The organism is Marivita lacus (genome assembly GCF_014637725.1).
GTDB lineage: Bacteria > Pseudomonadota > Alphaproteobacteria > Rhodobacterales > Rhodobacteraceae > Marivita > Marivita lacus.
In genome coordinates this window covers 123,620-149,164 of record NZ_BMFC01000010.1, presented here as the reverse complement: position 1 = coordinate 149,164, position 25,545 = coordinate 123,620, and the positions used below count along the sequence as shown (strand labels likewise).

The 25,545-nt window shown below is 64.5% G+C and carries 28 protein-coding genes; 10 read left to right on the top strand and 18 right to left on the bottom strand.

Translation table 11 applies throughout. The features are described 5' to 3' along the window. Genes IEV82_RS17140 through IEV82_RS17125 form a run of 4 tightly spaced genes read left to right on the top strand, consistent with a single transcriptional unit; the run spans nt 1 to nt 3,941 of the window. Nucleotides 1–1,113, top strand: coding sequence for an ABC transporter ATP-binding protein (locus tag IEV82_RS17140; RefSeq protein ID WP_188483246.1), 1,113 nt, complete (start codon nt 1–3; stop codon nt 1,111–1,113). Then, nucleotides 1,110–1,976 (top strand): endonuclease/exonuclease/phosphatase family protein, encoded by an 867-nt coding sequence (locus tag IEV82_RS17135; RefSeq protein ID WP_188483245.1) that lies wholly within the window; start codon nt 1,110–1,112, stop codon nt 1,974–1,976. The genes IEV82_RS17140 and IEV82_RS17135 overlap by 4 nt, the downstream gene beginning before the upstream one ends. Before the next feature lie 7 nt (nt 1,977–1,983). Further along, complete coding sequence (locus tag IEV82_RS17130; protein ID WP_188483244.1) at nt 1,984–3,231, top strand: MFS transporter; 1,248 nt, start codon at nt 1,984–1,986, stop codon at nt 3,229–3,231. Continuing rightward, complete coding sequence (locus IEV82_RS17125) at nt 3,228–3,941, top strand: DUF1868 domain-containing protein (protein ID WP_188483243.1); 714 nt, start codon at nt 3,228–3,230, stop codon at nt 3,939–3,941. Before IEV82_RS17130 ends, IEV82_RS17125 begins: the two co-directional genes overlap by 4 nt. 39 nt (nt 3,942–3,980) lie before the next feature. Here the strand turns inward: IEV82_RS17125 and hutC are convergent, their stop codons facing one another. Beyond that, nucleotides 3,981–4,682, bottom strand: a complete 702-nt coding sequence (hutC, locus tag IEV82_RS17120) for a histidine utilization transcriptional repressor HutC (protein ID WP_188483242.1) — start codon at nt 4,680–4,682, stop codon at nt 3,981–3,983. Beyond that, the gene (locus IEV82_RS17115; RefSeq protein ID WP_188483241.1) at nt 4,679–6,046 is read right to left on the bottom strand and encodes a formimidoylglutamate deiminase; all 1,368 of its coding nucleotides are present in this window, start codon (nt 6,044–6,046) and stop codon (nt 4,679–4,681) included. Before IEV82_RS17115 ends, hutC begins: the two co-directional genes overlap by 4 nt. Before the next feature lie 114 nt (nt 6,047–6,160). On the opposite strand from IEV82_RS17115, the gene hutI reads away from it, so the two are divergent. The 5 genes from hutI to IEV82_RS17090 all read left to right on the top strand — a co-directional run bounded on the left by hutI (nt 6,161) and on the right by IEV82_RS17090 (nt 12,223). Continuing rightward, on the top strand, nt 6,161–7,315 hold the full coding sequence (gene hutI, locus IEV82_RS17110) for an imidazolonepropionase (RefSeq protein ID WP_373285245.1): 1,155 nt from the start codon (nt 6,161–6,163) through the stop codon (nt 7,313–7,315). Then, entirely contained in the window at nt 7,312–8,838 is a 1,527-nt protein-coding gene (hutH, locus tag IEV82_RS17105; protein ID WP_188483239.1) for a histidine ammonia-lyase, read from the top strand. Before hutI ends, hutH begins: the two co-directional genes overlap by 4 nt. Further along, nucleotides 8,835–9,626 (top strand): N-formylglutamate deformylase, encoded by a 792-nt coding sequence (gene hutG / locus IEV82_RS17100; protein ID WP_188483238.1) that lies wholly within the window; start codon nt 8,835–8,837, stop codon nt 9,624–9,626. The genes hutH and hutG overlap by 4 nt, the downstream gene beginning before the upstream one ends. Continuing rightward, nucleotides 9,623–11,293, top strand: a complete 1,671-nt coding sequence (gene hutU / locus IEV82_RS17095; RefSeq protein WP_188483237.1) for a urocanate hydratase — start codon at nt 9,623–9,625, stop codon at nt 11,291–11,293. The genes hutG and hutU overlap by 4 nt, the downstream gene beginning before the upstream one ends. A 90-nt stretch (nt 11,294–11,383) precedes the next feature. After that, nucleotides 11,384–12,223 carry a sugar phosphate isomerase/epimerase family protein gene (locus tag IEV82_RS17090; RefSeq protein ID WP_229747888.1) on the top strand — a complete coding sequence of 280 codons (840 nt, stop codon included), beginning with the start codon at nt 11,384–11,386 and terminating at the stop codon, nt 12,221–12,223. Between the two features lie 21 nt (nt 12,224–12,244). On the opposite strand, the gene IEV82_RS17085 is transcribed toward IEV82_RS17090, so the two are convergent. Genes IEV82_RS17085 through IEV82_RS17075 form a run of 3 tightly spaced genes read right to left on the bottom strand, consistent with a single transcriptional unit; the run spans nt 12,245 to nt 14,001 of the window. Next, nucleotides 12,245–12,742: a GNAT family N-acetyltransferase gene (locus IEV82_RS17085; RefSeq protein WP_188483236.1), complete on the bottom strand. Its 498-nt coding sequence runs from the start codon at nt 12,740–12,742 to the stop codon at nt 12,245–12,247. A 26-nt stretch (nt 12,743–12,768) separates the two neighbouring features. Continuing rightward, complete coding sequence (locus IEV82_RS17080; protein WP_229747887.1) at nt 12,769–13,347, bottom strand: GNAT family N-acetyltransferase; 579 nt, start codon at nt 13,345–13,347, stop codon at nt 12,769–12,771. A gap of 24 nt (nt 13,348–13,371) precedes the next feature. Then, nucleotides 13,372–14,001, bottom strand: coding sequence for a DapH/DapD/GlmU-related protein (locus IEV82_RS17075; protein ID WP_188483235.1), 630 nt, complete (start codon nt 13,999–14,001; stop codon nt 13,372–13,374). Between the two features lie 49 nt (nt 14,002–14,050). On the opposite strand from IEV82_RS17075, the gene IEV82_RS17070 reads away from it, so the two are divergent. Then, nucleotides 14,051–15,010: an aminoglycoside phosphotransferase family protein gene (locus IEV82_RS17070; RefSeq protein WP_188483234.1), complete on the top strand. Its 960-nt coding sequence runs from the start codon at nt 14,051–14,053 to the stop codon at nt 15,008–15,010. Here IEV82_RS17070 and IEV82_RS17065 read toward each other — a convergent pair. The 13 genes from IEV82_RS17065 to phnF form a co-directional block, all read right to left on the bottom strand. Beyond that, complete coding sequence (locus tag IEV82_RS17065) at nt 14,947–15,471, bottom strand: P-loop NTPase family protein (protein WP_188483233.1); 525 nt, start codon at nt 15,469–15,471, stop codon at nt 14,947–14,949. The genes IEV82_RS17070 and IEV82_RS17065 overlap by 64 nt on opposite strands. Beyond that, nucleotides 15,468–16,325, bottom strand: a complete 858-nt coding sequence (phnE, locus tag IEV82_RS17060; protein ID WP_188483232.1) for a phosphonate ABC transporter, permease protein PhnE — start codon at nt 16,323–16,325, stop codon at nt 15,468–15,470. The genes IEV82_RS17065 and phnE (IEV82_RS17060) overlap by 4 nt, the downstream gene beginning before the upstream one ends. Then, nucleotides 16,322–17,263: a phosphonate ABC transporter, permease protein PhnE gene (gene phnE / locus IEV82_RS17055; protein ID WP_188483231.1), complete on the bottom strand. Its 942-nt coding sequence runs from the start codon at nt 17,261–17,263 to the stop codon at nt 16,322–16,324. Before phnE (IEV82_RS17055) ends, phnE (IEV82_RS17060) begins: the two co-directional genes overlap by 4 nt. Before the next feature lie 65 nt (nt 17,264–17,328). Next, complete coding sequence (gene phnD, locus IEV82_RS17050; RefSeq protein ID WP_188483230.1) at nt 17,329–18,243, bottom strand: phosphonate ABC transporter substrate-binding protein; 915 nt, start codon at nt 18,241–18,243, stop codon at nt 17,329–17,331. A 34-nt stretch (nt 18,244–18,277) separates the two neighbouring features. After that, nucleotides 18,278–19,093, bottom strand: coding sequence for a phosphonate ABC transporter ATP-binding protein (gene phnC / locus IEV82_RS17045; protein WP_188483229.1), 816 nt, complete (start codon nt 19,091–19,093; stop codon nt 18,278–18,280). Nucleotides 19,094–19,184: 91 nt separating this feature from the next. Next, nucleotides 19,185–20,363, bottom strand: coding sequence for an alpha-D-ribose 1-methylphosphonate 5-triphosphate diphosphatase (locus tag IEV82_RS17040; RefSeq protein WP_229747886.1), 1,179 nt, complete (start codon nt 20,361–20,363; stop codon nt 19,185–19,187). After that, the gene (locus tag IEV82_RS17035; protein ID WP_188483228.1) at nt 20,347–21,066 is read right to left on the bottom strand and encodes a phosphonate C-P lyase system protein PhnL; all 720 of its coding nucleotides are present in this window, start codon (nt 21,064–21,066) and stop codon (nt 20,347–20,349) included. Before IEV82_RS17035 ends, IEV82_RS17040 begins: the two co-directional genes overlap by 17 nt. Beyond that, nucleotides 21,063–21,860, bottom strand: coding sequence for an ATP-binding cassette domain-containing protein (locus IEV82_RS17030; protein ID WP_188483227.1), 798 nt, complete (start codon nt 21,858–21,860; stop codon nt 21,063–21,065). Before IEV82_RS17030 ends, IEV82_RS17035 begins: the two co-directional genes overlap by 4 nt. Further along, complete coding sequence (locus tag IEV82_RS17025) at nt 21,857–22,771, bottom strand: alpha-D-ribose 1-methylphosphonate 5-phosphate C-P-lyase PhnJ (protein ID WP_188483226.1); 915 nt, start codon at nt 22,769–22,771, stop codon at nt 21,857–21,859. The genes IEV82_RS17030 and IEV82_RS17025 overlap by 4 nt, the downstream gene beginning before the upstream one ends. Beyond that, on the bottom strand, nt 22,768–23,823 hold the full coding sequence (locus IEV82_RS17020; protein WP_188483225.1) for a carbon-phosphorus lyase complex subunit PhnI: 1,056 nt from the start codon (nt 23,821–23,823) through the stop codon (nt 22,768–22,770). The genes IEV82_RS17025 and IEV82_RS17020 overlap by 4 nt, the downstream gene beginning before the upstream one ends. Further along, a complete protein-coding gene (gene phnH / locus IEV82_RS17015) occupies nt 23,823–24,359 on the bottom strand; it encodes a phosphonate C-P lyase system protein PhnH (RefSeq protein ID WP_188483224.1) in 537 nt (178 codons plus the stop codon). Before phnH ends, IEV82_RS17020 begins: the two co-directional genes overlap by 1 nt. Next, on the bottom strand, nt 24,359–24,784 hold the full coding sequence (locus IEV82_RS17010) for a phosphonate C-P lyase system protein PhnG (RefSeq protein WP_188483223.1): 426 nt from the start codon (nt 24,782–24,784) through the stop codon (nt 24,359–24,361). The genes phnH and IEV82_RS17010 overlap by 1 nt, the downstream gene beginning before the upstream one ends. Next, a complete protein-coding gene (gene phnF / locus IEV82_RS17005; protein ID WP_188483222.1) occupies nt 24,781–25,494 on the bottom strand; it encodes a phosphonate metabolism transcriptional regulator PhnF in 714 nt (237 codons plus the stop codon). Before phnF ends, IEV82_RS17010 begins: the two co-directional genes overlap by 4 nt. Nucleotides 25,495–25,545: the final 51 nt, after the last annotated feature.

Here is a 25,545-nt window from a genome sequence, read left to right as displayed (position 1 = left end):
ATGGCCAAAATCGACATCCGCCAGGTTCGCAAATCCTATGGCAAGGACGAGGTCATCAGCGGCGTCGACCTGACCGTGAACAACGGCGAATTCGTTGTGATCCTCGGGCCTTCGGGCTGTGGCAAGTCCACGCTCCTGCGCATGATCGCGGGGCTCGAGGACATCTCGGGCGGCGAGATCTCCATCGGCGGCACCGTGGTCAACGACCTCGAACCGCGCCAGCGCGGCTGCGCGATGGTGTTCCAGAACTACGCACTCTACCCGCACATGACGGTGGCCGAAAACATCGGCTACGCGCTCAAGGTGGCGGGCATGAAGAAACCCGAGCGGTTGGAAAAGGTCCGCACGGTGGCAAAGTCCGTGGGCCTTGAGGAGTTCATGGACCGCAAGCCGGGGCAGCTTTCGGGTGGTCAGCGCCAGCGCGTCGCCATGGCCCGCGCCATCATCCGCGAACCAGCGGTGTTCCTGTTCGACGAACCGCTGTCGAACCTCGACGCCAAACTGCGCGTGCAGATGCGCCACGAGATCCGCCGCATCCACAACCGGATCAAGGCGACATCGGTGTTCGTGACGCACGACCAGCACGAAGGCATGACGCTGGCCGACCGTATGGTCATCATGAACAAGGGCACGATCGACCAGGTCGGCACCCCCGAAGAGGTCTACAACCGCCCGGCCACGGTCTATGTCGCGGGTTTCATCGGATCGCCCGCGATGAATTTCCTGTCCGGTCAGATCTCGGCGGAACAAAGCGCCATCGTTCTGGCCGATGACAGCCGCGTCGAGATCGCCAGCGAGCACGCCCGCGCCCATCCGGGCGCGCTGGTGCAGCTTGGGCTACGCCCCGAAGACCTGACACTCTGCGCGCCCGGATCGGGGCACCTGTCTGGCACCTTCGATTTTTACGAGGAGCTGGGATCGGCAGGGCTCTATCACCTGATGATCGAGGACGTGCCCTTCTCCGTCCTGTCCTCGGCCAAGCCGCGCTTTGCCCATGGCGATCCGATCGGCGTGCTGGTCGATACCTCGCGCGTGCACGTCTTTGCTGCCAAGGACGGTCGCCGCATCGACACAGAAGCCAGAATCCCACAACAGATGGAACCCGCGGAATGAAACTCGCCAGCTACAACATCCAGTACGGCAAGGGCAAAGATGACCGGTTCGACCTCGACCGCATCGTGTCCGAACTGGGCGATCCCGACCTGATCGCGCTGCAAGAGGTGGAAACCCACACCGCGCGGTCCGGCATGGTGCATCAGGCCCACGAGATCGCCGCCCGCCTGCCCCACATGCACTGGGTCTACGGCCCCGGCATCGACCTTGACGCGTCAGAAATGGTGGACGGCAAGCCGGTGCACCGCCGCCGTCAGTTCGGCAACATGGTGCTGTCGCGCTGGCCGATCCTGTCGATGATCAACCACACCCTGCCCAAGATCGCGCTGCTCAACACATTCCACCTGCAACGCACGCTGGTGGAATGCGTGATCGACGCGCCCTCGGGTCCGCTGCGGTTCTGTTCGGTGCATCTGGATCACGTCTCGACCGACACGCGCCGCGATCAGGTCGAGTACATGTGCAACCTGCTGCTGCGCGGACATGAACGCGGCGCCAGTGCCGGGGGCATGGTGAAAGACCCCGACTGGAACGACCGCCCGATGCCGCCGCAACCGATGACCGCGATCATCATGGGCGACATGAACTTTGAGCCGGGCGGACCGGAATACACCCGCGTGGTGGGCGACCTGTCGCAGATGCACGGCCGCACGATCCGCGCGCATGGACTTGCCGATGCCTGGACATTGGCCGGTTACCCCGAAGCCGATGGCGACACGATCCCGCGCGAAGGGCGTGGACCGCGCCGCATAGACCATTGTTTTGTCACCACGGATTTGGCACACACAGTGCAGTCGATGGAGATCGGAAACGACGCCCAAGGGTCGGATCACCAGCCGATATTCGTGACACTCGACCTATGAGGATCTGATGCGCGCACATCCGCTCGAAGCCGTCCGTGCGCGCATCGCCGATTTCAAGGCCGTCTTCGCCATCCCCGCCTTCGCCACCTATCAGGCGGGCAACGTGATCATGACCACGGGCTTCTGGATGCAGCGCATCGCGGTGGGCTGGGTCACCTGGGAACTGACAGGATCCGAGGCCTGGCTGGGCACGGTGGCCTTTGCCGAACTGTTCCCGTCGCTGCTGACCGCACTTTGGGGCGGATCACTGGCCGACAAGCATGATGCACCCAAGATCATGTTTTGGGGCCAGATCGCGAGTGCGGCTGTGTCGGTCGCTCTGGCGCTGCTCTATTTCACCGGAACGCTGATGCCCTGGGCGATGGCGGGCATGATGGCGGTGCTTGGGGCTGTGTCGGGCGTGCTCTTGCCTGCGCGCCTGTCGATGGCACGGCATCTTGCGCCACCCAAGCTGCTGTCCTCGGCGCTGGCGGTGAATTCGACCGGGTTCAACCTGTCGCGCTTTCTGGGTCCGGCATTGGCGGCGGGGCTGCTGGTGCTGGGATCGGCCGGGCTTGTGTTCACCGTGTCGGCTGTGGGGTTCCTCGCGCTGTCGATAGCACTTTACCGCATCCGCAACGTGCCCTCGCAGACCCAACGGGTGCCGTCGAGCCAGCCGGTGAACATGGTCGGCGTGATGCGCGACCTGATGCACACGCCACTGATCCTCGGGGTGTTGATGCTGCAACTGGCGCAGGGCCTGCTGATCCGTCCGGCAAGCGAACTTTTCCCAGCCTATGCCGAAGTGGCGTTCGGGCGCGGCGAGGTGGGGCTTGGCTTGCTCAACGCAGCACTTGGGATCGGGGCGATCATTGGCGCGCTGTTGATGGCCAAGGCGCAGGACGGGCGCGCGGCATTGCTGCAGATCCTGACCACCTCGGCTGTCTTCGCGCTGTCGCTGCTGGTCTTTGCGGTCACGTCCATCTTCTGGCTGGCTCTGGCGGTGCTGCTGCTGCACGGCGCGACCATGTCCTCGTCCAACATCGCGGCACTGGCCTATGTGCAGCTCGAGGCACCGCAGGACAGGCTCGGTCGCATCCTGAGCCTGTATACAATCATCTTCCGCGTCGGTCCGGCCCTTGGCGCGTTCCTCTTCGGGATCACTGCCGAGGCAAACGGCCTGATGACCACAGGTGTCGGCTTTGCCCTTGCCGGGTTGCTGGCGACCGGGGGGCTTGCGCTTTTCATCCTCAAACCACGGAATCAGTACCAATGACCGATGCCAGCCGTGCTTTCGCCTACCTGACCGGAGCCCTGAGCGACGGCGTCAGACCCGACGCCGTGGGCCGGAAATTCACACCCGACGGCCAGCCCGTGACCTGCCGGGGCAACACCGCGATCTGCCATGTCGACAAGAAGTCCCACGCATTTGCGGCCCTCGTCGCGGCGCAGGACAGGCTCAAGGGCGGTCCACTGGCGGACGGGTTCACCTTTCTGCCGCCCGAGAGTTTTCACATGACGATCTTCGAGGGGGTCATCGACTACATGCGCAGCGCCAACCGTTGGCCGGGGCATCTGCCGACCGATGCGCCGATTGATACGGTGACCGAAGATTTCTCCGCACGGCTGCGCAATATCGGCCTCGCGCAACGGCTTCAGGCCAGCCCCATAGGTATTTTCGGCGGCTTCAGCGTGCAGATGACAGGTGCCGACGCCAGCGAAGAGGCGTTGCTGCGCCTGACCCGAGACCAGTTGCAGGAAGCGACCAACCTTGTCCGCCCGGACCACGAAACATACCGTTTCCACATCACGCTGGGCTACAACCTGCGCTGGTTCTCAGCCGAGGAAGCAGGAGCGATCATCGCGCTGTCTGATGAGGTGGCGCAGGAGCTGGTGGCGCGCGCCCCGCGGATCACGCTTGGCCCGGTCGAGTTCTGCGCGTTCGACACCATGCACCATTTCGAGACGCTCCATCGGATCGATTAGACATTCAGCGACGCGCAGCCATGCAAAGTGCCCGCGATTTCAGCTTTGCGCGACAAGCTGGTAGCCCGGTGCGGCGACGGATTGCACGGTGGTGATCGGATCGGCCCCGATCCACGTCGTCCGTTCGATGACGAACAGGGCGCTGCCCAGCGGTGCTGCCAGATACTCGGCCGTCGTCCCTTCGGCGGTGATGGCCGAAAACCGTACATCCACACGGGAATAGGGTTTGTTGCGCACCAGCCATTCATTGGCGCTGTGCTGCGCCAGATCGACCTTCAGAATCTCGGGCGTCGAGGTGGTATCGACCCAGCGATCCTCGAGGATATAGGGCCGGTTGTCGGCAAGGTGCAGCGCCCTGACCCGCAGCATCTGCGCCGGGGCCTGAAGCCCGAAGCGTGCCATGACGGCGCGTGGCGTCTGTTCCATCTCGCGGCTGATCAGCTGGTAATTGTACTTGGCGCCACGGTCCTCCACCTCGCGCCGGGTGATCGGAATATCAAAGGTCGCGCGGGTGACGGGGTCGGCCCTGACATGGGTGCCGCCCTTGCGCTTGCGTTCGACCAGCCCGGACAGTGCGAGATCCTGCATCGCCCGGTGCACCGTCGTGCGGGCGCAGCCCAGTTCCTGTGCGATGTCCTCGTCCCGCGGCAGCCGGTCACCGGGCGCATAGGTCCGGTTCAGGATGCGGGCGCGGACCTGATCGCGGACATCTGTCCAGGAAAGGCGCGTGTCGAGGGTCAAATCTCGGTCTCCAGCCGGTTCATCGTTGCCTTGTATCTTGTCACGATGGCGTCGCGACGGACATGGCGACCGTCCTGCACGACATGGCGTCCGGCGCTCCAGACGTCGCGGATACTGGCCGCTCCACCGCCGCCGAACACCAGCGAGTCGAGCAGCGCATCCCCCCGACGGTTGCAGAGCCATTCGGTGTCATCGTCCAACCCGATCAGGTCGGCGAACGCGCCCGCTGCGATCCGGCCACTGTCGCGCCCGCCCGCCTGCGCCGCGCCAGCAGTCGCGGCGTCGAACAGCACCCGCCCGGTTGACCTGTCCCGTGTCGCCAAGGCCGCACGCGAGCGGTCGCGCAAGCGTTGCGAATATTCCAGCGTCTTGAGCTCGTCAAAGAGTGAAATATGGACGTTTGAGTCTGAGCCAAAGCCCAACTGCCCCCCTGCCTCCAGATAGGTCGTGCCGTTGAAGATTCCGTCGCCGAGGTTCGATTCCGTGATTGGGCACAGCCCAACAACTGCACCCGACCGAGCGAGGGTGATCGTCTCTGCATTCGTCATCTGCGTGCAATGGATCAGGCACCAGCGCGCATCGACGCTGTGATTGGCCAGCAGCCATTCGGCCGGGCGCGCCCCCAGATGGGCCAGCACCTCGTCCACCTCGGCCACCTGTTCGGCCAGATGCATGTGGATCGGACCCGTGGCGGCCTGCTCCACAATGGTCCGCAGACCCGCCGGATCGACCGCGCGCAGCGAATGGGGCGCGATGCCTATGACATGATCCGCAGGCCCCTTGGCAATCGCCGCCGCCGCCTCGGCATGCAGCCGCAGGAACCGGTCGGGGTCATTGCCGAACCGGTGCTGACCGCCGTTCAGCGGGCGCAGGTCGCATCCGCCATACTGGTAGAGCACCGGCAAAAGTGTCAGGCCGATGCCTGCAGTCATGGCGGCGGCGATAATCCTGTCCGACATTTCGCTAAGGCTGTCATAAGGCGTCCCGCCAACGGCATGGTGCAGGTAGTGAAACTCGGCGACGGCGCCGTAGCCTGCCTCGAGCATCTCCATGAACACCTGCGCGGCAATCGCCTCCACATCCTCTGGCGTCAACTGGTCGAGGAATGTGTACATCAAGCGCCGCCAGTTCCAGAAGCTGTCTTGCGGGTCGGAGCCGCGCGCTTCGGTCAGACCGGCCATGGCGCGTTGAAAGGCGTGGCTGTGCAGGTTGAGCGGCGCGGAGAGCAAGACCGGCGTCCGATGCGTCGGCGGTTTGGTGAACGGCCCAACGGACCCGATTCGACCGTCAGGAGTGATCGTCACCTGCAGATCAGCGTGCCAGCCTTTTGGGGTAAGAGCCTGATTTGCGTGGATGACCTGCACGCCAATCCCTCCATTGACATTTTTATGTAGCTACATATTAATTTTATGCAGGATGTAACGCAAGAGGAACCGATGGCGACGCATCATGTCATTTGCGGGGGAAGCGCCGCCACCATGACCGGCGCGGGCTATGGTCTTTTGGAAGACGCCGCCATCGTCATCGCCGGTGACAGGATCGCATGGGTCGGGCCTGCCGCCGATCTGCCGACGGAGCATGCCGCGCATCCGCGGCGCGACGTGTCTGGTCGGCTGATCACGCCTTCGCTGATCGACTGTCACACCCATATCGTGCATGGCGGCAACCGTGCGCGCGAGTTCGAGATGCGGCTGAATGGCGCCAGCTACGAAGAGATCGCCCGTGCCGGTGGCGGCATCGTATCGACAGTTGCTGCGACCCGTGCCGCGTCAGAGGACGCTTTGCTGCGCAGCGCCCTGCCCCGGATCGACGCGCTGATCGCGCAAGGTGTCGGTACGGTCGAGATCAAGTCGGGCTATGGTCTGGACCAGCAGACCGAACTCAAGATGCTGCGCGTCGCCCGCGCGTTGGGCAAGGCGCGCCAGATCCGGGTTGTGACCAGTTTCCTTGGCGCGCATGCGGTGCCAGCCGGGATCGAAGCGGATGCGTATATCGACGACATTTGCATTCCGACGCTGCGCGCGGCCCATGCCGAAGGGCTGGTCGATGCAGTGGACGGGTTCTGCGAGGGAATCGCCTTTGACACGGCGCAGATCGCGCGGGTGTTCGACGTGGCCAAGGAACTGGGCCTGCCGGTCAAGCTGCATGCCGAACAGCTGAGCCATCTGGGCGGCACGGCTCTGGCGGCGCGATACGGCACGCTGTCCGCCGACCATGTCGAATACGCGACCGAGGCGGATGCCGCTGCGCTGGCCAAGGCGGGCACGGTCGCGGTGCTCTTGCCCGGCGCGTTCTACACGATCCACGAAACCCAAGCACCCCCGGTGCAGGCGTTCCGCAACCACGGCGTGCCGATGGCGGTGGCGACCGACTGGAACCCCGGATCATCGCCCCTGGGCTCGCTCTTGCTGGCGATGAACATGGCCTGTACGCTCTTCCGCCTGACCCCGGCCGAGGCGCTGGCAGGCACCACGCGCAACGCAGCCCGCGCGCTGGGGCTGACCGATTGCGGCATGATCGCGCCGGGCATGCGCGCCGATCTGGCGATCTGGGACGTGACCGATCCGGCGGAACTCTCCTATGGCATCGGCATCACGCCCCTGCACAGCCGTATCTTCGGAGGCGTCTCATGACCCATATCCTGACCCCCGGCACAACCACGCTGGCGCAGTTGGAATCGGTGTGGCGCGGCGCTGCACCTGTCACGCTCGACCCCATCGCGCGGGCGAGCATCGACGCCTCTGCCGCGCTGATCGCGCAGGCGGCGCAGGGCGATGCGCCGGTCTACGGCGTCAACACGGGCTTCGGCAAGCTTGCCTCGGTGCGGATCGCGCCCGAGGACACCGAGACCCTGCAGCGCAACCTGATCCTGTCGCATTGCTGCGGCGTGGGGGACGCGCTGGAGCCAGCCACAGTGCGCCTGATGATGGCGCTCAAGCTGCTGTCGCTGGGGCGCGGCGCGTCAGGCGTCCGGTGGGAGATTTGCGCCCTGATCGAAGCGATGCTGGCGCGCGGCGTAATGCCGGTGATCCCGGTGCAGGGATCGGTGGGCGCGTCGGGGGATCTCGCGCCGCTGGCGCATATGGCGGCTGTGATGATCGGCGAGGGCGAAGCGGTGTTTGACGACCAGACGATGCCCGGTGGCGCGGCTTTGGAACAGGCCGGGCTGACGCCAGTGGTGCTTGGCCCCAAGGAGGGCCTTGCGCTGATCAACGGCACGCAGTTTTCCACCGCCTGCGCGTTGACGGGCCTCTTCGAGGCGTGGCGCGCGGCGCGGGCGTCGGTTGTGACCTCTTCGCTCTCCACCGACGCGATCATGGGATCCACCGCGCCGCTCAACCCCGCCATTCACGCCCTGCGCGGTCATCAGGGTCAGATCGACGTGGCGACCGGGATGGCGCATCTCCTGGCAGGCAGCGCGATCCGCGAGAGCCACCGGGACGGCGACACCCGCGTGCAGGACCCCTATTGCATCCGCTGTCAGCCGCAGGTCACCGGTGCCGCCATCGACCTGTTGCGCTTTGCCGGGCGCACGCTCGAGATCGAGGCGAACGCGGTCACCGACAATCCGCTGGTGATCGTCGAGACGGGCGAGATCCTGTCGGGCGGCAATTTCCACGCCGAGCCCGTCGCCTTTGCCGCCGACCAGATCGCGCTGGCCGTGGCCGAGATCGGCGCGATCGCCCAGCGCCGCGTCGCCCTGATGGTGGATCCGACATTGTCGTTTGACTTGCCGCCCTTCCTGACCCCGGAGCCGGGGTTGAATTCGGGCCTGATGATCGCCGAAGTGACAACAGCGGCGCTGATGAGCGAGAACAAGCATCTTGCGAACCCCTGTTCGACCGACAGCACGCCAACCTCGGCCAATCAGGAGGACCATGTGAGCATGGCCGCCCATGGCGCACGGCGGTTGGGGCGGATGAATGCGAACCTGTCGGTGATCCTCGGCATCGAGGCGATGTGCGCCGCGCAAGGCATCGAACAGCGCGCGCCTTTGCTCACATCCGAACCCTTGCAGGCGGTCATGGCCAGCCTGCGTGCCGAGGTGCCCAGTTTGCAGCAGGACCGCTATCTCGCGCCCGACATCCGGCGCGCGGCGGCCTGCGTTGCCGACGATACCTTCGCCACAGCCGCCGGATTGGAGCTGTCGCTGTGAGCGGGATCGAGGTCACACGCGGCGACAGCCCGTTGGTGCTGGGCCTGCCCCACACCGGCACGGACATTCCCGACGACTGCCTTGCCCGGTTGAACGACACCGGGCGGGCCATCGCCGACACCGATTGGCATATCGACCGGCTGTATGACGGGTTGGTCGAGGGCGTGACGACGGTGCGCACGCCGGTGCATCGCTATGTGATCGACGTGAACCGCGACCCATCGGGGCAAAGCCTCTATCCCGGTCAGAACACCACGGGGCTCTGCCCGCTTACGGATTTCGACGGGCGGTCGATCTATCTTGAGGGGCAAGAGCCCGATGCGGTCGAGGTGGACCACCGCCGCAAGACCTACCATGCGCCCTACCATGCGGCGCTGGAGGCCGAACTGGACCGGGTCAGGGCGCTCCACGGGTTTGCGGTGCTCTATGATTGCCATTCGATCCGGTCGCGGATCCCGTTCCTCTTCGACGGCACCCTGCCCGATTTCAACATTGGCACCAATCTCGGCAGAACCTGCGATTTGCAAATCGAAGCAAGCGTTTTGCAAATCTGCAAAGCCGCCAATGGCTACAGCAGTACCCTCAACGGGCGCTTCAAGGGCGGCTGGACCACGCGGCACTACGGTCGACCCGCACAGGGCGTTCACGCGATCCAGATGGAGTTGGCGCAGTCCACGTATCTCGCCTCAGAAACCCCGCCCTGGAGTTATGACGACACCCGCGCCGACCGTCTGCGCGCGCATCTGACCACCATCCTGAACACCCTGTCCGACTGGAGGCCCACATGAGCGACCCCCGCAAGAACACCCGCGATATCTACCCGCCGACAGGTCCGGAGTTGAATGCCAAGAGCTGGCAGACCGAGGCCGCGCTGCGGATGCTGATGAACAACCTGCACCCGGACGTGGCCGAGAACCCGCATGAGCTTGTGGTCTATGGCGGCATTGGGCGGGCGGCGCGGACTTGGGCGGATTTCGACTGCATCGTCGCCAGCCTCAAGGATCTGGAGTTGGACGAGACACTGGTGGTGCAATCGGGAAAACCCATCGCCATCGTCAAGACGCACACAGACGCGCCGCGTGTGCTGATCGCCAATTCCAACCTCGTGCCGCATTGGGCGACCTGGGATCATTTCAACGAGTTGGACCGGAAAGGCCTGGCCATGTACGGCCAGATGACCGCCGGGTCGTGGATCTATATCGGCACGCAGGGCATCGTCCAGGGCACGTTCGAGACCTTTGCCGAGGCGGGCCGCCAGCATTATGACGGCGACCTGACCGGCAAGTGGATTCTGACCGGCGGTCTGGGCGGCATGGGCGGCGCGCAGCCCTTGGCGGCGGTGATGGCAGGGGCCTGTTGCCTTGCCGTCGAATGCAACCCCGACAGCATCGCGTTCCGCCTGCGCACCCGCTACGTCGACGAACAGACCGACGATCTGGACGAGGCACTGGCCATGATTGACCGCTGGACCAAGGCGGGCGAGGCGAAATCCGTGGCGCTACTGGGCAATGCGGCGGACGTGTTTCCGGAACTCTACCGGCGCGGTGTGCGCCCCGACATGGTGACCGACCAGACCAGCGCGCATGATCCGATCAACGGCTACCTGCCGCAGGGCTGGAGCATGGCCGAATGGCGAGAAAAGCGCGAAAGCGACCCCAAGGCGGTGGAAAAGGCGGCGCGGGCCAGCATGAAAACCCATGTGGCCGCGATGGTGGATTTCTGGAATGCCGGTGTGCCGACGCTGGATTACGGCAACAACATCCGACAGGTGGCCCTGGACGAAGGGCTGGAGACTGCCTTTGCCTTTCCGGGCTTCGTGCCCGCGTATATTCGCCCGCTCTTCTGTCGCGGGATCGGGCCGTTCCGCTGGGTCGCGCTCTCGGGTGATCCCGAGGACATCTACAAGACCGACGCCAAGATGAAGGAGCTGTTTCCGGACAATGCCCATCTGCACACATGGCTCGACATGGCGCGCGACCGGATCGCGTTTCAGGGATTGCCCGCACGGATCTGCTGGATCGGGCTGGGCGACCGGCATCGCGCGGGGCTTGCCTTCAACGAGATGGTGGCCAGCGGTGAGTTGAAAGCGCCGGTGGTGATCGGGCGCGACCATCTGGATGCAGGGTCCGTGGCAAGTCCCAACCGCGAGACCGAGGCGATGAAGGACGGATCGGACGCGGTGTCGGACTGGCCGCTGCTCAACGCGCTGGTGAACACGGCCAGCGGGGCCACATGGGTCAGCCTGCACCACGGTGGGGGCGTCGGCATGGGCTTCAGCCAGCATGCGGGCGTCGTGATCTGCGCCGATGGCACGCCCGAGGCGGCAAAGCGGCTGGAGCGGGTTCTGTGGAACGATCCGGCCAGCGGCGTCTGGCGTCATGCGGATGCGGGCTATGACGACGCCATCGCCTGCGCCCGCGAACACGGGCTGCGCCTGCCGCGTATCCTTGGCTGAAAACAGGGTGCGTAGAGGGGTTTGTCAGGAAACCTTCACGGAAAACCTGCACGGCTGACACACTCCACGGATAATCATTCGGATGAATGAATGCTCCAAGGGGGTCTTTTGACCGTGACACCGCTCAAGATCGGCGCTTGCCTGAAATCCACCGAGATCGCGACCCACCGCGACTGGTTGTTCGATTCAGCCCGCGACATCGAAATTCAGGATTTCATGTCCCATGAGGCGCTCTCGACCGAGTTCGAGAACCGGATCGCTGCCGCAAAGGCCGCGTTGGACGGTCACTCCGGGCGCATCGGCATTCACGGCCCGTTCGAGGGGCTGGATATCGACAACAAGGACGCGGAACTGCGCCCGCTGATCACCGCGCGGTTCCTCAAGGCGCTCGAGGCGGCGGACCGCATCGGAGCCCGCCAGATGGTCATGCATTCTCCGTTCACGCTCTGGTATCAGAACAACGTGTTCAGCATGCCGGGCTATGCGGAAACCAAGCTGGCACGCATCCATGACATTCTTGGCCCGGTCGTGAAATCGGCCGAAAACATGGGCATCACGCTGGTGATCGAGAACATCCAGGACGTGCGCCCCGAAACGCGCCGCGCGATGGTGGATCGTTTCGATAGCGATGCCATCGCCCTGTCCATCGACACCGGCCACGCGCAATTGGCACGCCGCATGTCGGGCGCGCCGCCCGTCGCGGATTTCGTGCGCGATGCGGGCAACCAGTTGGCCCATGTGCATGTGCAGGACGTTGACGGGCATGCCGACCGCCATTGGGCGCCCGGCGAAGGCGAAATCGAATGGATCGCCGTGTTCCGTGCGCTGGCCGAGTGCGAAGCGGCACCGCATGTCGTTCTGGAACTGCGTGACAAGAGCCACATTCCGGCGGGGTTTGCCCATCTTCAGGGGCTGGGCCTCGTGGTCTGAACCAGTGATCCGCGTCCGGCGCTACAGCCGGACGGTGTAAGTCACGGCATCCGGCATCCAATGGGGAGGGATCGCGGTGTCGTCGCGCTGCGCGCCGATCCGGCTGGCCAACTTCTGCGACCGGATGTTGTCCGGCTCGATGCGGATGAGCAGGTGATCCGCCCCGGTCGCGTCGGCCGCATGCGCCAGATAGGCTTGTGCCGCCTCGAACGCATGGCCCTGCCCCTCGGCGTCGTCGTGCCAGAGTGTCCATGTCATTTCGGGTGGACCCATATCGTCGATCTGCAACGCGCCGACATGGCCGATGGGTTGGCCATTGGTCTTGAGCGTGATGACGTATCGGCCAAACCCGCGCAGGGTCCAATGCCCGGCCATCGAACAGAGCTTGTCGAACGCCTTCATCGCGTCAAACGGCCCGCCGACGAACTGGCTGCGGTCACTGGCGCAATAGTGACGGTAGGCGGCAAGGTGATCTGCCTGCGGTTTCACGAGCAGAAGCCGGTCGGTTTCGAGTGTCATCTCGGTCCTCGTGTCATTGACCCCTGTTAAAGCATGATCCGGTAGAGCGAGTCAGTCACCCCGCCTAAGGCCTCGGGCGTGGTGAAGGTGCCCAAATATGTGGCCCCGGCCTTTTCCATCACGCGGATCGACGCGATGTTGTCCGGATCGGCGGTCAGGTCGACATGGCGCAACCCGATGCTGCGGGCGATGGGCAGGATTTCCAGCACCGCAGCCGTCGCCAGACCTTCGCCCCGCCGCCACGGAACGACGGCATAACCGATATGCCCGAGGCAGGTCGGCGGCAGGTCTTCGGTTCCGGGCTGCCAGCGAATCCCGATGCTGCCGCAGAACCCGTCGGACCAGATCCAACGACGCAGGCTGGGCAATCGCGTTACGAAGGACCCATCCGGCAGAATGACAGGCACACCCTTGGCATCGCGATCTTCCATCCGCGCGAGGAACAGATCCGCATCCGCCGCGATTTCCGCAAGCTCCTCATTCGCCGCTTCGGGCCGCAGGTTGTTCGGTGACCAGCCCGTCCGCAACGCCTCGCGGTATGACTCCAGATGCTGCTGCGCGGGGCGCACCAGCAGGGTCGTGTTGGAGGGGTCGGCAAGGGACATGGTCAAGACCAGGCATGAAGGGGATCAGGGGCGATACTTTTCGATGAAGGCGTCGATGTCCAGCGCCCGTACGTCCGGCAAGGCCGCCTTGTACGCCTCGCGCGTCCAGTCCCAGACGGCAATCTCCATCAGCGCCTCGGATTGTTCCGGCGTGAACCGACGCTTGATCTCGCGGGCGGGCACGCCGCCGACGACCGTATAGGGGTCCACGTCGCGGGTCACCACGGCCCCTGCCCCGATCACCGCACCTGTCCCGATGGTCACACCGGCGGTGATGGTCACGCCATGCCCGATCCAGACATCGTGTCCGATGGTGACCCAGTCGGCCTTGCGCCATGCAAAGAAATCGGCGTCATCCTCGCCCAGGCCATAAGCCTCGGCACGGTAGACGCTGTGGTGCTGCACTGCCCGCCATGTCGGATGGTTGCCGGGGTTGATCCGCGCACCATTGGCGATGGAGCACATCTTGCCGATGCTGGTCCAGACAACGTGACAGTCCTGCGTGATGTAGGACCAGTCGCCCATGGTGGACGCTCGCATCGACGTGCCGCGTCCTACCTCGGTCCAGGCCCCCAGATCGCAATCGACCACATGGGCATCTGGGTGGATATTGGGTTGTTCCGTCAGTTGTTTTTTCGCGCCTGCACCGCTCATGGCGTTCTCCTTATGCAAAACTGTTGCGCAGGGGCCGTAGACATGCCCCATGCATGATGATGACATCCCGTCCGACCCACACCTCGTGCGCGCGCTGATCGTGGATCAGGTGCCGCATCTGGCGGCTTTGCCGGTCACGCCAGTTGTATCGAGTGGCACCGACAATGCGATGTACCGGCTGGGAGATCGGCTGGCCGTGCGGTTGCCCCGACGCCTTGAGGCCGTGCCGCTGATCGCAAAGGAACAGCGTATCCTGCCGGGCCTGTCCGGTCTGCCACTGGCGGTGCCCTTGCCGCGCCATTGCGGCCAGCCGAGCGCGCGGTTCCCCTATCCGTTCTCGGTGGTGGACTGGATCGAGGGCACGCCTGCGGACCTGGCAGGGCTGTCGGATCCGGTCGCGGCGGCGCAAAGCCTTGCGGCGTTCCTGACTGCGCTGCGGGGCTGCGGCACGCAGGATGGCCCCATCGCAGGGGCGGCGAACCACAATCGCGGCGTGCCATTGTCCGAGATGTGTGCGGTGACGCGCCGCTGCATCGACGCGCTGGCCGACGAGGTCGACGCGCCCCGCGCGCATGAGATGTGGCAGGCAGCCCGCGATGCAGCGCCCCATCAGGGCCCGCCGCAATGGCTGCATGGCGATCTCAAGGACGACAACCTGCTCGCCCGCGACGGGCGGCTGGTTGCGGTCATCGACTGGGGGCTTGCGGCGGTTGGTGATCCTGCGATCGATCTGGCTGTCTTCTGGACCTGGCTGGAGGGAGACAGCGCCGCCGCGTTTCGCACAGCCACCGACCTGCCGCCCGAGGCATGGGACCGGGCGCGGGGATGGGCCCTGTACGGTGCGGTGATCGCGCTGGAATATTACCGCGAGACCGCCGACAGGCCATGCCGGAACGCCGCCTTGTGTGCCATTTCGCGCCGGACCTTGGCGCGGCTCGGACTGCGTCATGTGCATCGGCCCAGTCCCGCGACAAAGGCCTCGACCTCGGACACCGAGCGCAGTCGGTAGCGCATCAGGCCGGTTGCGTCGAAAAACGCGCTTTGTGTGCGCCGCCCGCTGCGCGCGGTGGACAGGATGAACCACAGGAAGTCCGGCAGCATCGACAGTCGTTCCGGGCAGTCGCGGGCCATGTCGGCACGGGTCTGGCCGTTTTGCCGGACGCTGCGCCGGATCACCCGGACGAGCCGCAGCCAAAGCGGAACATCAAGCCAGACCAGCATGTCTGCCCGCGCCTCGCGGAGTGAAAAGCTGCTCGAATTGTTGCCCTCGAACACCCAAGCGTCGAGGGCCACGATCCGTTCGATCTGCCGCCGTTGATCGTCCTTGGCGCGTTCCTGCCAGCCCGGCAGCCAGAACACCTCGCGGTCCATGTGATAGACCGGCAGGCCAAGCGCGGCACCCATCCGCGTGGCCAGCGTGCTCTTGCCGGACCCGGGCCCGCCGATGATCATCACCCGTTTGGGGATCACTTCGCGAGGTCCGTCTTTCCGATCAAACGGGTACGGATCAGGCCCGAGAGCCAGTCGATGACATAGACCATGACAATGATCAGGAAGATGATCGACCACGCCTCGTCCCACCTGTAGGCCGAGATCCGGTCAGCCAGCAGGAACCCGATTCCGCCCGCGCCGACGATGCCAAGGATCGTGCCGGACCGGACGTTGGATTCGAAGTTGTAGAGCAAGATCGACAGGATCACGGGATTGACCTGTGGCATCAGACCGTAGCGGATTTGCTGCAGGCGCGATCCGCCCGACGCCTTGACGCCCTCGATCGGCTTTTCCGACGTATTCTCGATCGCCTCGGAGAACAGCTTGGCAAAGGTTCCGATCTCGCTCACCGCGATGGCGAGGATACCGGGCAGTGGGCCAAGACCGAAGGCGCGGATGAAGATCAGCGCGAGGATCAGCGTCTCGAACGCGCGGATGACATCATAGCCGCGCCGCGTGCCGAGGCGCAGGAAATTCAGCCGGTTGATGTTCTTGGCGCCAAGAAAGGACAGCGGAAAGGCGACGACCGCGCCGAGAACCGTACCCAGGAACGCGATGGCGAGCGTTTCGCCCAGCCCGTCGAGGATCGGCAGAAACTCGGCCCAGCTTGTCCAGACATGCGGCGGGAACATGAACCCGATCACCGAACCAAGTCGCCCAAGTCCGATCCAGATGCGCTGTGGCGTGATGTCGAAATCGTAGAGACACCAGACGAACAACCCCGTGAACAATGCCCAGAGCGCATAGCGGCGCAGGCGCACAGGCAGGGGCGCGCGAAAGGCCAGCGGCACCCGCGCACGCGCGGCATCGATGTCGTGTTGTGTCAGGCTCATGGCCGTGCCTCCAATCCGATGACGCGGTGGCGCAGTTTTTCCGACCCGTAATCGATGACCATGACGGTTACGAAGATGATCACGAAGAGCGCCGACAGATCGGTGTATTCCTGCAAGCTCAGCGCAGTGCGAAATTCCTGCCCCAACCCTCCGGCGCCGACATAGCCCACGATGGAGGACGCGCGCACGTTGATCTCGAACCGCAGGAGCGTGTAGCTGATGATGTTGGGCAACACCTGCGGCACCGCGCCATAGCGGATCTGGTCGAACCATGTCCCGCCGGCGGCTTTCACACCTTCCAGCGGGCGCATGTCGATATTCTCGTTCACCTCGGAATAGAGCTTGCCGAGAGACCCGGACGCGCCGAGCCCGATGGCCAGCACACCCGCCATTGGCCCGATGGAAAAGCAGAAGACGAAGATCAGCGCGAAGACCAGTTCCGGCACCGTGCGGGTGATCTCAAGATAGCGGCGGCAGATATGGTAGATCCACGGGTTGGGCGCGAGATTGCGCGCGGCCGGGAAAGACAGGAGAAACCCGCCGACGACCCCCAGAACCGTGGCCATGAAGGCGATCAGGATGGTCTCGACCAAGAGATCGAGCCAGACGCGCCAGCGCCAGAACCATTCGGCCAGATCGCTGCCCAGGCTGTCCCAGCGCAAGGTGGGGATCGTGTTGACGATGTAGTCACCAAGGCGCGGAATTCCCACCGGGATGATCCAGCGCCAGTCGCGCGATCCATCCGGCAGCGTGACCTGCGTGACCTTGAAGAAATCACCAAGCCATGCGGTGAAGAGGAAGACGACGAAAAAGAGGGCGCTTCCGATCATCCACGCCAAGCGGGCGGTGCGGCGCTGCGCGGCGTACTCGGCCTCGAACCGGGTGATGTCGTCCGATACTTGGGTCGGCGCATCTCGAAAATCTGTCGTCGCGGTCATGATATCCCCGAAGCGTGAAGGGGGCGGACCCGTTCAAGGCCCGCCCCTGTCTGGCGGACGTCCAGTTACGACTTGCGGCGCTGCTCGCGCAGCCAGGCGCGCATGTCGATGATCCACTGGTAGCGGTCATGATCGACGCGCACATATCCGACGGTCGGGTTTTCCTCGGCCGGATCGAAGGAGGTGTAGAAGTTCCAGCCTTCGGGATCAGCGGTCGGGAAGGCTTCGACGGCGGCGGCCACGTCCTGCACCATCGCTTCGGGCAGGTTCTTGCGGGTTGTCAGCGGGCCAGAGGTGATTTCCGGGGATTCCCAAATCTTGCAGACCTGGCCTTCCTCGATCATGCCCTTCAGCTCCATGCGCTGATAGACGCCGTTGATGTCGTTGTCCTGCCATGTGGCGGCGGCATCAAAGGTGCCGTTGACGACACCCGACACACCCGCTTCGTGGCTGCCGGAAAACGGCACAGCCCCGAAGAATTCGGTGGGGGTGTAGCCCTGCGCGACAAGGTTGTAATAGGGCACGGCATAGCCGCTGGTGGAATCCGGGTCGGCAAAGGCCAGCGTCTTGCCCGCCAGATCGTCCACCGATGTCAGACCACTGTCGCAGCGCGTGACGAGGATCGAATAATAGCCAGTTGATCCATCCTTGTTCTGCGATGTCAGAAGCGGCACGACATTGCCGTCTGTCGCGGTGTAGGCTGCGGCATAGGCCGACGAGCCAAGGAAGGCGAATTCGATCTGATCGGCCGCCATCGCCTGGATCACGCCGTCATAGCTTCCGGCGAGGAAAATCTCGACATTGACGCCAAGGGTCTCTTCGAGATGCGCCTTGAGAGGCGCGGTGCGGGTCAGGCGGTCCTGTTCGTTTTCGCCCGACAGGAAGCCGATATTGACGGTCTGGTAGTCGTCCTTCCAGCCTTCGGCAAGCGCCGGGGCTGCAATCAGGGCCGCAAGAGCGGTGGCGGTGATGAAACGCATGTTGGTATCCCCCATGGTTGCGTTGTCAGTGGTTTCAAGCCGGTTCGTTCACGCGGCCCGTGGCCCGCGCGGTGGTCGAGGTGACGGCTTCGTTGAATTCGGCAAAGCCATCGAGCCCGTAGATGTCGCGCACGACATCGTCGGTCAGCTGGTGCGCGGTGCCATCGAACATCACGCGGCCGGCCCGCATCGCGACGATGCGGTCGCAATAGGCGCGCGCGGTGTCGAGCGTGTGCAGGTTGACCAGAACGGTCAGGCCGTCTTCGGTGTTGATCTGTTTGAGCCCGTCCATCACGCGGGTCGCGTTGGCCGGATCAAGGCTGGCGATGGGCTCATCCGCCAGCATGATCTTGGGCTGCTGCACCAGCGCCTTGGCAATCGCCACCCGCTGCTGCTGACCACCGGACAAGGTGCCCGCGCGCTGCAGCGCCTGCGGCACCAGATCAAGCCGGTCGAGGGCCTGAATGGCCATGGCGCGTTCTTCTTCGGTGAACCGCATCGCCATCGAACTGAGAAAGCCATGTTCGGCCAGCCGCCCGATCAGCACGTTGGTCAGCACGTCGAGACGGTCGACAAGGTTGAACTGCTGGAAGATCATCGCGCAGTCACGCCGCCAGGCCCGCAGTGCCTTGCCCTTGAGCGCGGTCACTTCGACCCCGTCAAACGAAACCGACCCCGAACCGGGGTCGATCAGGCGATTGATGAGTCGGAGCAGGGTGGACTTGCCCGCGCCGGAGCGTCCGATCACCCCGACGAACTGCCCCGGCTGGATCGACAGCGACACACGGTCGACAGCCGTGGTTTCTCCGAACTGGCGGGTCACGTTTGAAAGGATCAGGTTTCCGGTCATGGCGATTCATCCGAATGAATGTGTCGCCCCGAGTCGTAGTGATGTTCGGTGACAGGAACCTAACTGATATGTGACATTTCTCTAACGGTTGTCAGGCCGGGACCGCTTGGGGAACCGCGCTCAGCGCAAGCGTGCCGTTGGAATGGATCAGCGCACCGCGCCGCAGGCACAGCGCCACGCGGTCCTGCCCGTCGACGATGACCAGATCCGCCATTTTGCCGACCGATATCTCACCGCGATCCGCAAGGCCCAGCGCCTTGGCCGGATTGCGTGTCGCCAGTCGCGTCGCCCCGGCCAGACCGTCGGGATCATTGCCCGCCAGTGCGCGAATGGCCGGCAGGATCGCCGCCGGGTGATAATCGGCGGCAAGGATCGACAGCAGCCCGGCATCATGCGCCTCGCGGGCGGACAGGTTGCCGGAATAGCTTTGACCGCGCATGGCGTTCGGAGCCCCCATCGCCGTCATCAGACCGCGCTGCACCGCGACCTGCGCCGCCTCCATCGTGACCGGGAATTCGGCGATCACGGCTCCAAGGTCTGCCATCAGGTTGGCCTTGGCGCGGGTGTCGTCGTCATGGCTGGCCAGCGGCACGCCGTGATCGCGGCATTTCTGCGACACCGACTGCATGTTGTTCAGCAGCACTTCCTGCGGCCGCGACCGGATGGCGATGGCATTGCTGACCATCTGGCGCGCTTCGGTTTCGGAGATCCCGTGATGCGCGGCCTTGTTCTTGATGTGGATCTCGAGGTTGCGGTACTGGCCCTGCCCCGGCGTGTGATCCATCAGCGACACCAGATCGACACGGCCTTCATCGAGCAGGTGAGACAAGACTTCGACGGCGTTGTCGAAGGTGATGTCGAACCGGGCGTGGATGCGGTGATCGACCCGCGCGGTCTTGCGTGCCTCGGAGAGTTCACGGATCACCCGGCTGGTGTGGTCGAAGGACCGGCGTTCGCCGTCCCGTACCCCGCGCGAGAACGACACGGACGCATAGGCCGTGGTCACTCCCGCCGCCGCAAGCCGGGTATCCAGCGCGTTCAACGCGACCGACATCGGAAAATCCACGCGCGCGCGCGGCTCAAGCTCTTGTTCGATCATGTCGCCATGCATGTCGATGAAGCCGGGGAACAGCGTATGGCCCCGCCCGTCAACACCTTGCCCGACCGGGCCTTCGACGATCTCGGCGATCCGTCCATCCTCGATGCGGACAGAGCCGCGCGGCAGCACACGGTCCGGCAGGACCAGCGAAAAATCAGACAACCACATCATGACGATCCTCAGTTGCAGGGGCGTTGGGGCTCAGATCGACCACGCGGTCGATCAGGTGTTCCACGTCGCCCGGATGGTGAAAGACGCCGATCATGGCGGTGCCCTGCGCCTTGAGATCGGCCAGGCGCTGCACAAGGGCGGCGCGGGCATTGGCATCGAGCGATGCCGTGGGTTCGTCCAGCAAGAGCAGCTTTTGCGGACGGATCAGCGCGCGGGCCAGATTGACCTTCTGCTGTTCGCCGCCCGAAAACGTTGTCGGGTAGGCGGGCCAGAGGTTTTCCTTGACGCCGAATGTCCTGAGCCAGTGGCGTGCCTCGACCAGCGCCTCTTCGGCAGGCACTCCGGCCACACGCAGCGGTTCGGCCACAAGTGCCTCGGCGCTGACCCGCGGGCGCGCGACAAGGAACTGCGTGACAAACCCGATTTCGGTGCGGCGCAGATGGGTGATGTCCACATCGGCCGCGCGGGCAAGGTCGATCAGACCGTGATCGGACTGGAACAGCACCTGCCCGGCCTGTGGCAGGTAGCTGCGATAAAGCGTGCGCAGAAGCGTGGATTTGCCCGCGCCGTTGGCCCCCTTGAGCAGGACGAATTCCCCGGCCGCCACCGCAAACGAGATGTCATCGAAGGCGGCAAAGCCCTGTCCCAGATGATGCATTGTAAAGCCCTTGGTCAGGCCGCGAATGTCCAGAACTGGGGTCATAGTTTTGCGTGCACCAATTGTTGCGTGTAGGCGTGTTGCGGGTCCTGGAAGATCTGGTCAGCCAGCCCGGCCTCGACCACTTCACCCCGACGCATGACCATGACGCGATCCGCGAGCGTGCGGATCACGCCCAGATCGTGGCTGACGATCACCATGGTGATCTTGCGATCCTGCTGCAGACGTTTCAGCGTGTCCAGCACCAACGCCTGCACGCTGACATCCAGCCCCGTCGTCGGTTCGTCCAGAAGCAACAGCGCCGGTTCCAGCGCGATGGCCTTGGCCAGCTGGACGCGCTGCTGCATGCCACCGGACAGTTCGATCGGCGGTGCGTCCAGACGTTCGAGCGGGAACTCGGACGCGGCCAAGGCATCGGTCGCCTTTTCCCGCAGCACCGCAAAGCGGCGTTCCCCGGCGACCAACAGGCGTTCTGCCACGTTGCCCGAACTCGAATGCTTCATCAACAGGCCCAGATGCGGGTTCTGGTAAACGATGCCGATGCGCGTGGCGCAGAGCATGCGGCGGGCAAAGCGGTCCAGCTCGAACAGGTTGCCATCCACATCCGGCAGATCGAGCGTGTAGCTCCCGCTGTCGGGCGTTTCCTCGAGGTTCATCATCCGAAGAAGCGTGGATTTTCCCGACCCGCTTTCGCCGACAATGCCCAGCACTTCGCCGGGAAAGACCGTGGCGTGAACGTTGCGCAGGGCCACGACAGGTCCGTAGGACTTGTTCACGCCGTGCAGTTCCAGCAGCGGATCGACGGTGACGATGCGCGGAGCGTCGAGCGTCAGGGTCATTTCGTCAACTCCCCGTTTGTGTACCATGTGTCGCCCAGATCGACAGGATCACCCTCGGCGCGGCGAATGGATTTCACGCCATATTCGCTGTCCGACAGCTCGAAGGCGGAGGTTCCGTCATCCTGCGGGACCTCGTTCATGAAGAACCCTTTTGCACCCGACCGCGAACAGGTCAGCCCGGCATGATCCTCGACCCGGTAGGGCACATCGTCAAAGACCAGAGGTTCGACCCGGCAATAGGGCGGCACGGCAAAGATGCGTTTCTCGCGCCCCGCCGACAGGATCGTCAGGTGTTTGGCCATATGCAACTTGGGCACGTCCCAGCGCGGGATCGGGGAGGGCGTCATCACGTGGCGGCCATTGACCATCGAGGGATAACTGGCCCCCTGCATGACGCGGCCAGAGCGCACGATCTGTTCGTAAAGCTGCAACCACATCCGCCCGTAATCGGCATCGCCGTGCATCTGGCGCGCGATGGACATGTTGGGCTGCACGGACCGCAGGGGTTCGGGGTTCGGAACCTGAAGCACCAGCACCTGATCCTCGCGCAGGATTTCCTCGGGGATGCGGTGGCGGGACTGGATCAGATCGGCCTGAAGCGTATCCAGCGTGACCGGCGCACCCGACACGCGCGACAGGAACCGCCGGATCGACGCGGCGTTCACGCTGTCATCGGCGCCTTGGTCGATCACCTTGACGCAGGTTTGCGGATTGATCAGCGTCAGCGACACCTGCAACCCGCCTGTGCCCCAGCCGCGCGCCATCGGCACTTCGCGGCTGGCATAGGGCATCTGGCAGCCCGGCACGCAGACCGCCTTGACCATCTTGCGGCGCAATTCGCGCTTGGCCGAGGCATCGAGGAAGCCGTAGCTCATCGGCGCCCAGGGTTTGGTGAGACTGGCAAGGGTCATTCCGCTGGCTCCTGTTCCGCCGCGCGGGTGGCCTTGGCGTCGCGCATGGCGTCCAGCGATGACTGGAAGGTGACGTAATGGGGGAGTTTGAAGTGGATGCAGAAGCCCGACGCCTCGACCCCTTCGGTATGGTACAGGAAGAATTCCTCTTCCGTCGGTGACCCCTTGGGCGCTCCCTTGCTGTTGAGGTCCAATGTGGCCGCCGAGATGCATTTGACCTCGTTCCAGCCAAGGGTCGCGGCAAAGCCAAGGCCCAGCCGTTCGCCCTTTTTCGACACCACCTCGGCTTGCGAAACCTTGACCCGACCGGCTGAAAACTCGGTCCCGTTGGGGTGCTTGACCACGATCTCGGCCTCGGCCAGCCGCAATTCGTTGACAGTCGGGTGGGCCTGTCCATAGCCGCGCATCGCGGCGTATCCCAAGGCCAGAACGCCACCGGTTTCCGCCCGTGCGAGGCTTTGCAGCGTGTGGGCGCGTTTGGACGGGAACAGGAGCGGTTCGCGGGTCAGGTCCGGGATCGCCTCGCCTGTTGCGGCGTCGGGTTTCGGCAGATCGACCAGATCGTTCGCCGCCTGCCACGCGCTGACCGATGGTTGATGCGCCGGGGCCGGGTCTGCGGCGGGCTCGACCGCGGGTGGATCATAGGGCGTGCCGGTCAGCACGTCTGTTGCCAGCACCCGGTGCGAGTAATCCAGCGTCGGCCCCAGAACCTGACCGCCGGGAATGTCCTTGAACGCGGCCGAGATGCGGCGATGGGTGAACAGGTCGTCCTGTTCGATGGGCGCAGCCACCGTCAGGCGCGGCTGCGTCGTGCGCCATGCCCGCAGGACCAGCACCGCCTCGTAAAGCTCTCCGCCGGTCTGCGCCAGCGCCAGCGCGGCCAGGTCTTCGTCATAGAGCGACGCCTCGCCCATCACGCGATCCACGAGATAGGGCAGCGCCTGTTTCACCTCTGCAACGCGGGCCGCATCGATCTGGCCCAACTCGGCGCGAAACAGACGTTCGGATTGTTCGATGGCGCGTTCACCGCCACGGGTTGCGACATAGGCCATCAGAGCACCTCGACCTTGGTGGAGCGCGGCAGACCGATCAGGCGGTCGCCGTCCAGAAACAGAAGATCGAAGCCCATCGGATAACGAATGAGCCGCGCGCGTTCCTGCCAGAACCCTGCGGGCAGACCGTCAAGCTGCAACTCGACCACCCCGTTCACACCCGGCCCGGTCAGGCGCACGGTCGCCCCCTGCCCGATCCGCGCCCGGATGACGAGCGTGGCCCCGTCGTCCGGATAAAGGTCTGAACCGACACGGCATGCGCGCAAGTATTCCGCGTCAAGCAGCCGTCCGAAAAACACGTGATCCGCCTCTGACAGATCAACCAGCCGCGCGCCGCTTTGCGCCAGCACGGGGATCAGCAAAGGGTCTCCCGCATAGGCGGCGCATTCGCGGTCCAGCAGCGCCTCGATCAACGCGGCTTCGCCCGGTTCGGGCAGGTTGCGCGGCAGTCCGGGGCGGCTGAGCGCCCAGAGGATGGCGTCGAACGTGGCATTGGACCGCGTTTCTGCGGCATCCGGAATGGGAGTGGTCAACATCAGAAGGTCTCCATATCGACGCGGGTCGCCTGAACACAGCGCAGGGTGTCGCGGTCAGCCTGCGCCTGTCGGATCGCCTCGTCCGCGCAGAACGCCTCGCAGCGCGCGGTCTCGATCCCGCAAGCCCGCGCAAGATCGACCAGCGCCATCGCCATCGCCGCCTCCAGATCACGCCCGCGCCGCATGCCGTAGCCATCGATCCCGTCGCGGGTCACATGCGCTTCGCTGACCAGAACTTCGCCAAGGTGAAAGGTGGCACCGCCCGCCGTATCGCGCATCGGCAACATCACCAGCCCGGTGCGGCTTTGCAGCACGTCGATCTCACCCAAGGGGGTGATCAGGGTTTCCGCGAAGGACTTGATGCGCGCGGCATCGGCCCGCGCGAGAACCGTCAGCACGTCGCTGTGTGTGGCCTTGGTCTTCATGCGCCGCTCACCACGCTGAACCGGACCCGCGAGGCGGCCCAGATGATTTCGGAAAAGGAAATCGGCTGCCCGTCCGGCAAGGCGTCAATCGCGCGGATGATCGTGACCGACAGGTCCGGGTGCTGATGCAGCATGCGCGCCTCGTCCGGGCGCGCCTGACGCGAGTAGAAGGTGGTTTCCATGCGGATGTAATCGTCGATCCCGTAGGATCTGTAGGTTTCCGTGATCGACCCGAACACCGCACGCCGTTCCTGGAAACAGGGGAACCGATCGACGGAATGATAGATCGAACCAAACGCAATCGGCAGGCCATCGGCAGAGGTCAGGCGGCGGGAATGATGCACCTGCGCCTGCGCGGCGATGTCGAGCGCCTGGGCGACCCGGTTCGGGGCTGCGACCACCTCGGCCTCGAGCAATTCGCGCGAGATATCGACCGTCTGGTCGGCAAGGTTCTGCCGCAGCCGTGTCCGCTTGCCCAACTCGTAATGCAGCATTTTGGGCGCACTGACGAAGGTGCCGCGCCCCTGCTCGACACTCAGTTTGCCTTGCTTGGCCAAAGCTGCGATGGCACGACGCAGACTGTGACGCCCGACGCCGTACTGCTTTACAAGCTCAGGCTCGGTGGGCATGCGATCGCCCGGTGCAAGATGCCCGTCGAGGATGTCCCTCTCGATGGCGTCCCTTACAAAAGTCCAATCCACGGTTGTCATGCGGCCCTCAATTCATTCGAATGAATCTCTGCTACCGCAGTCACCTCACAG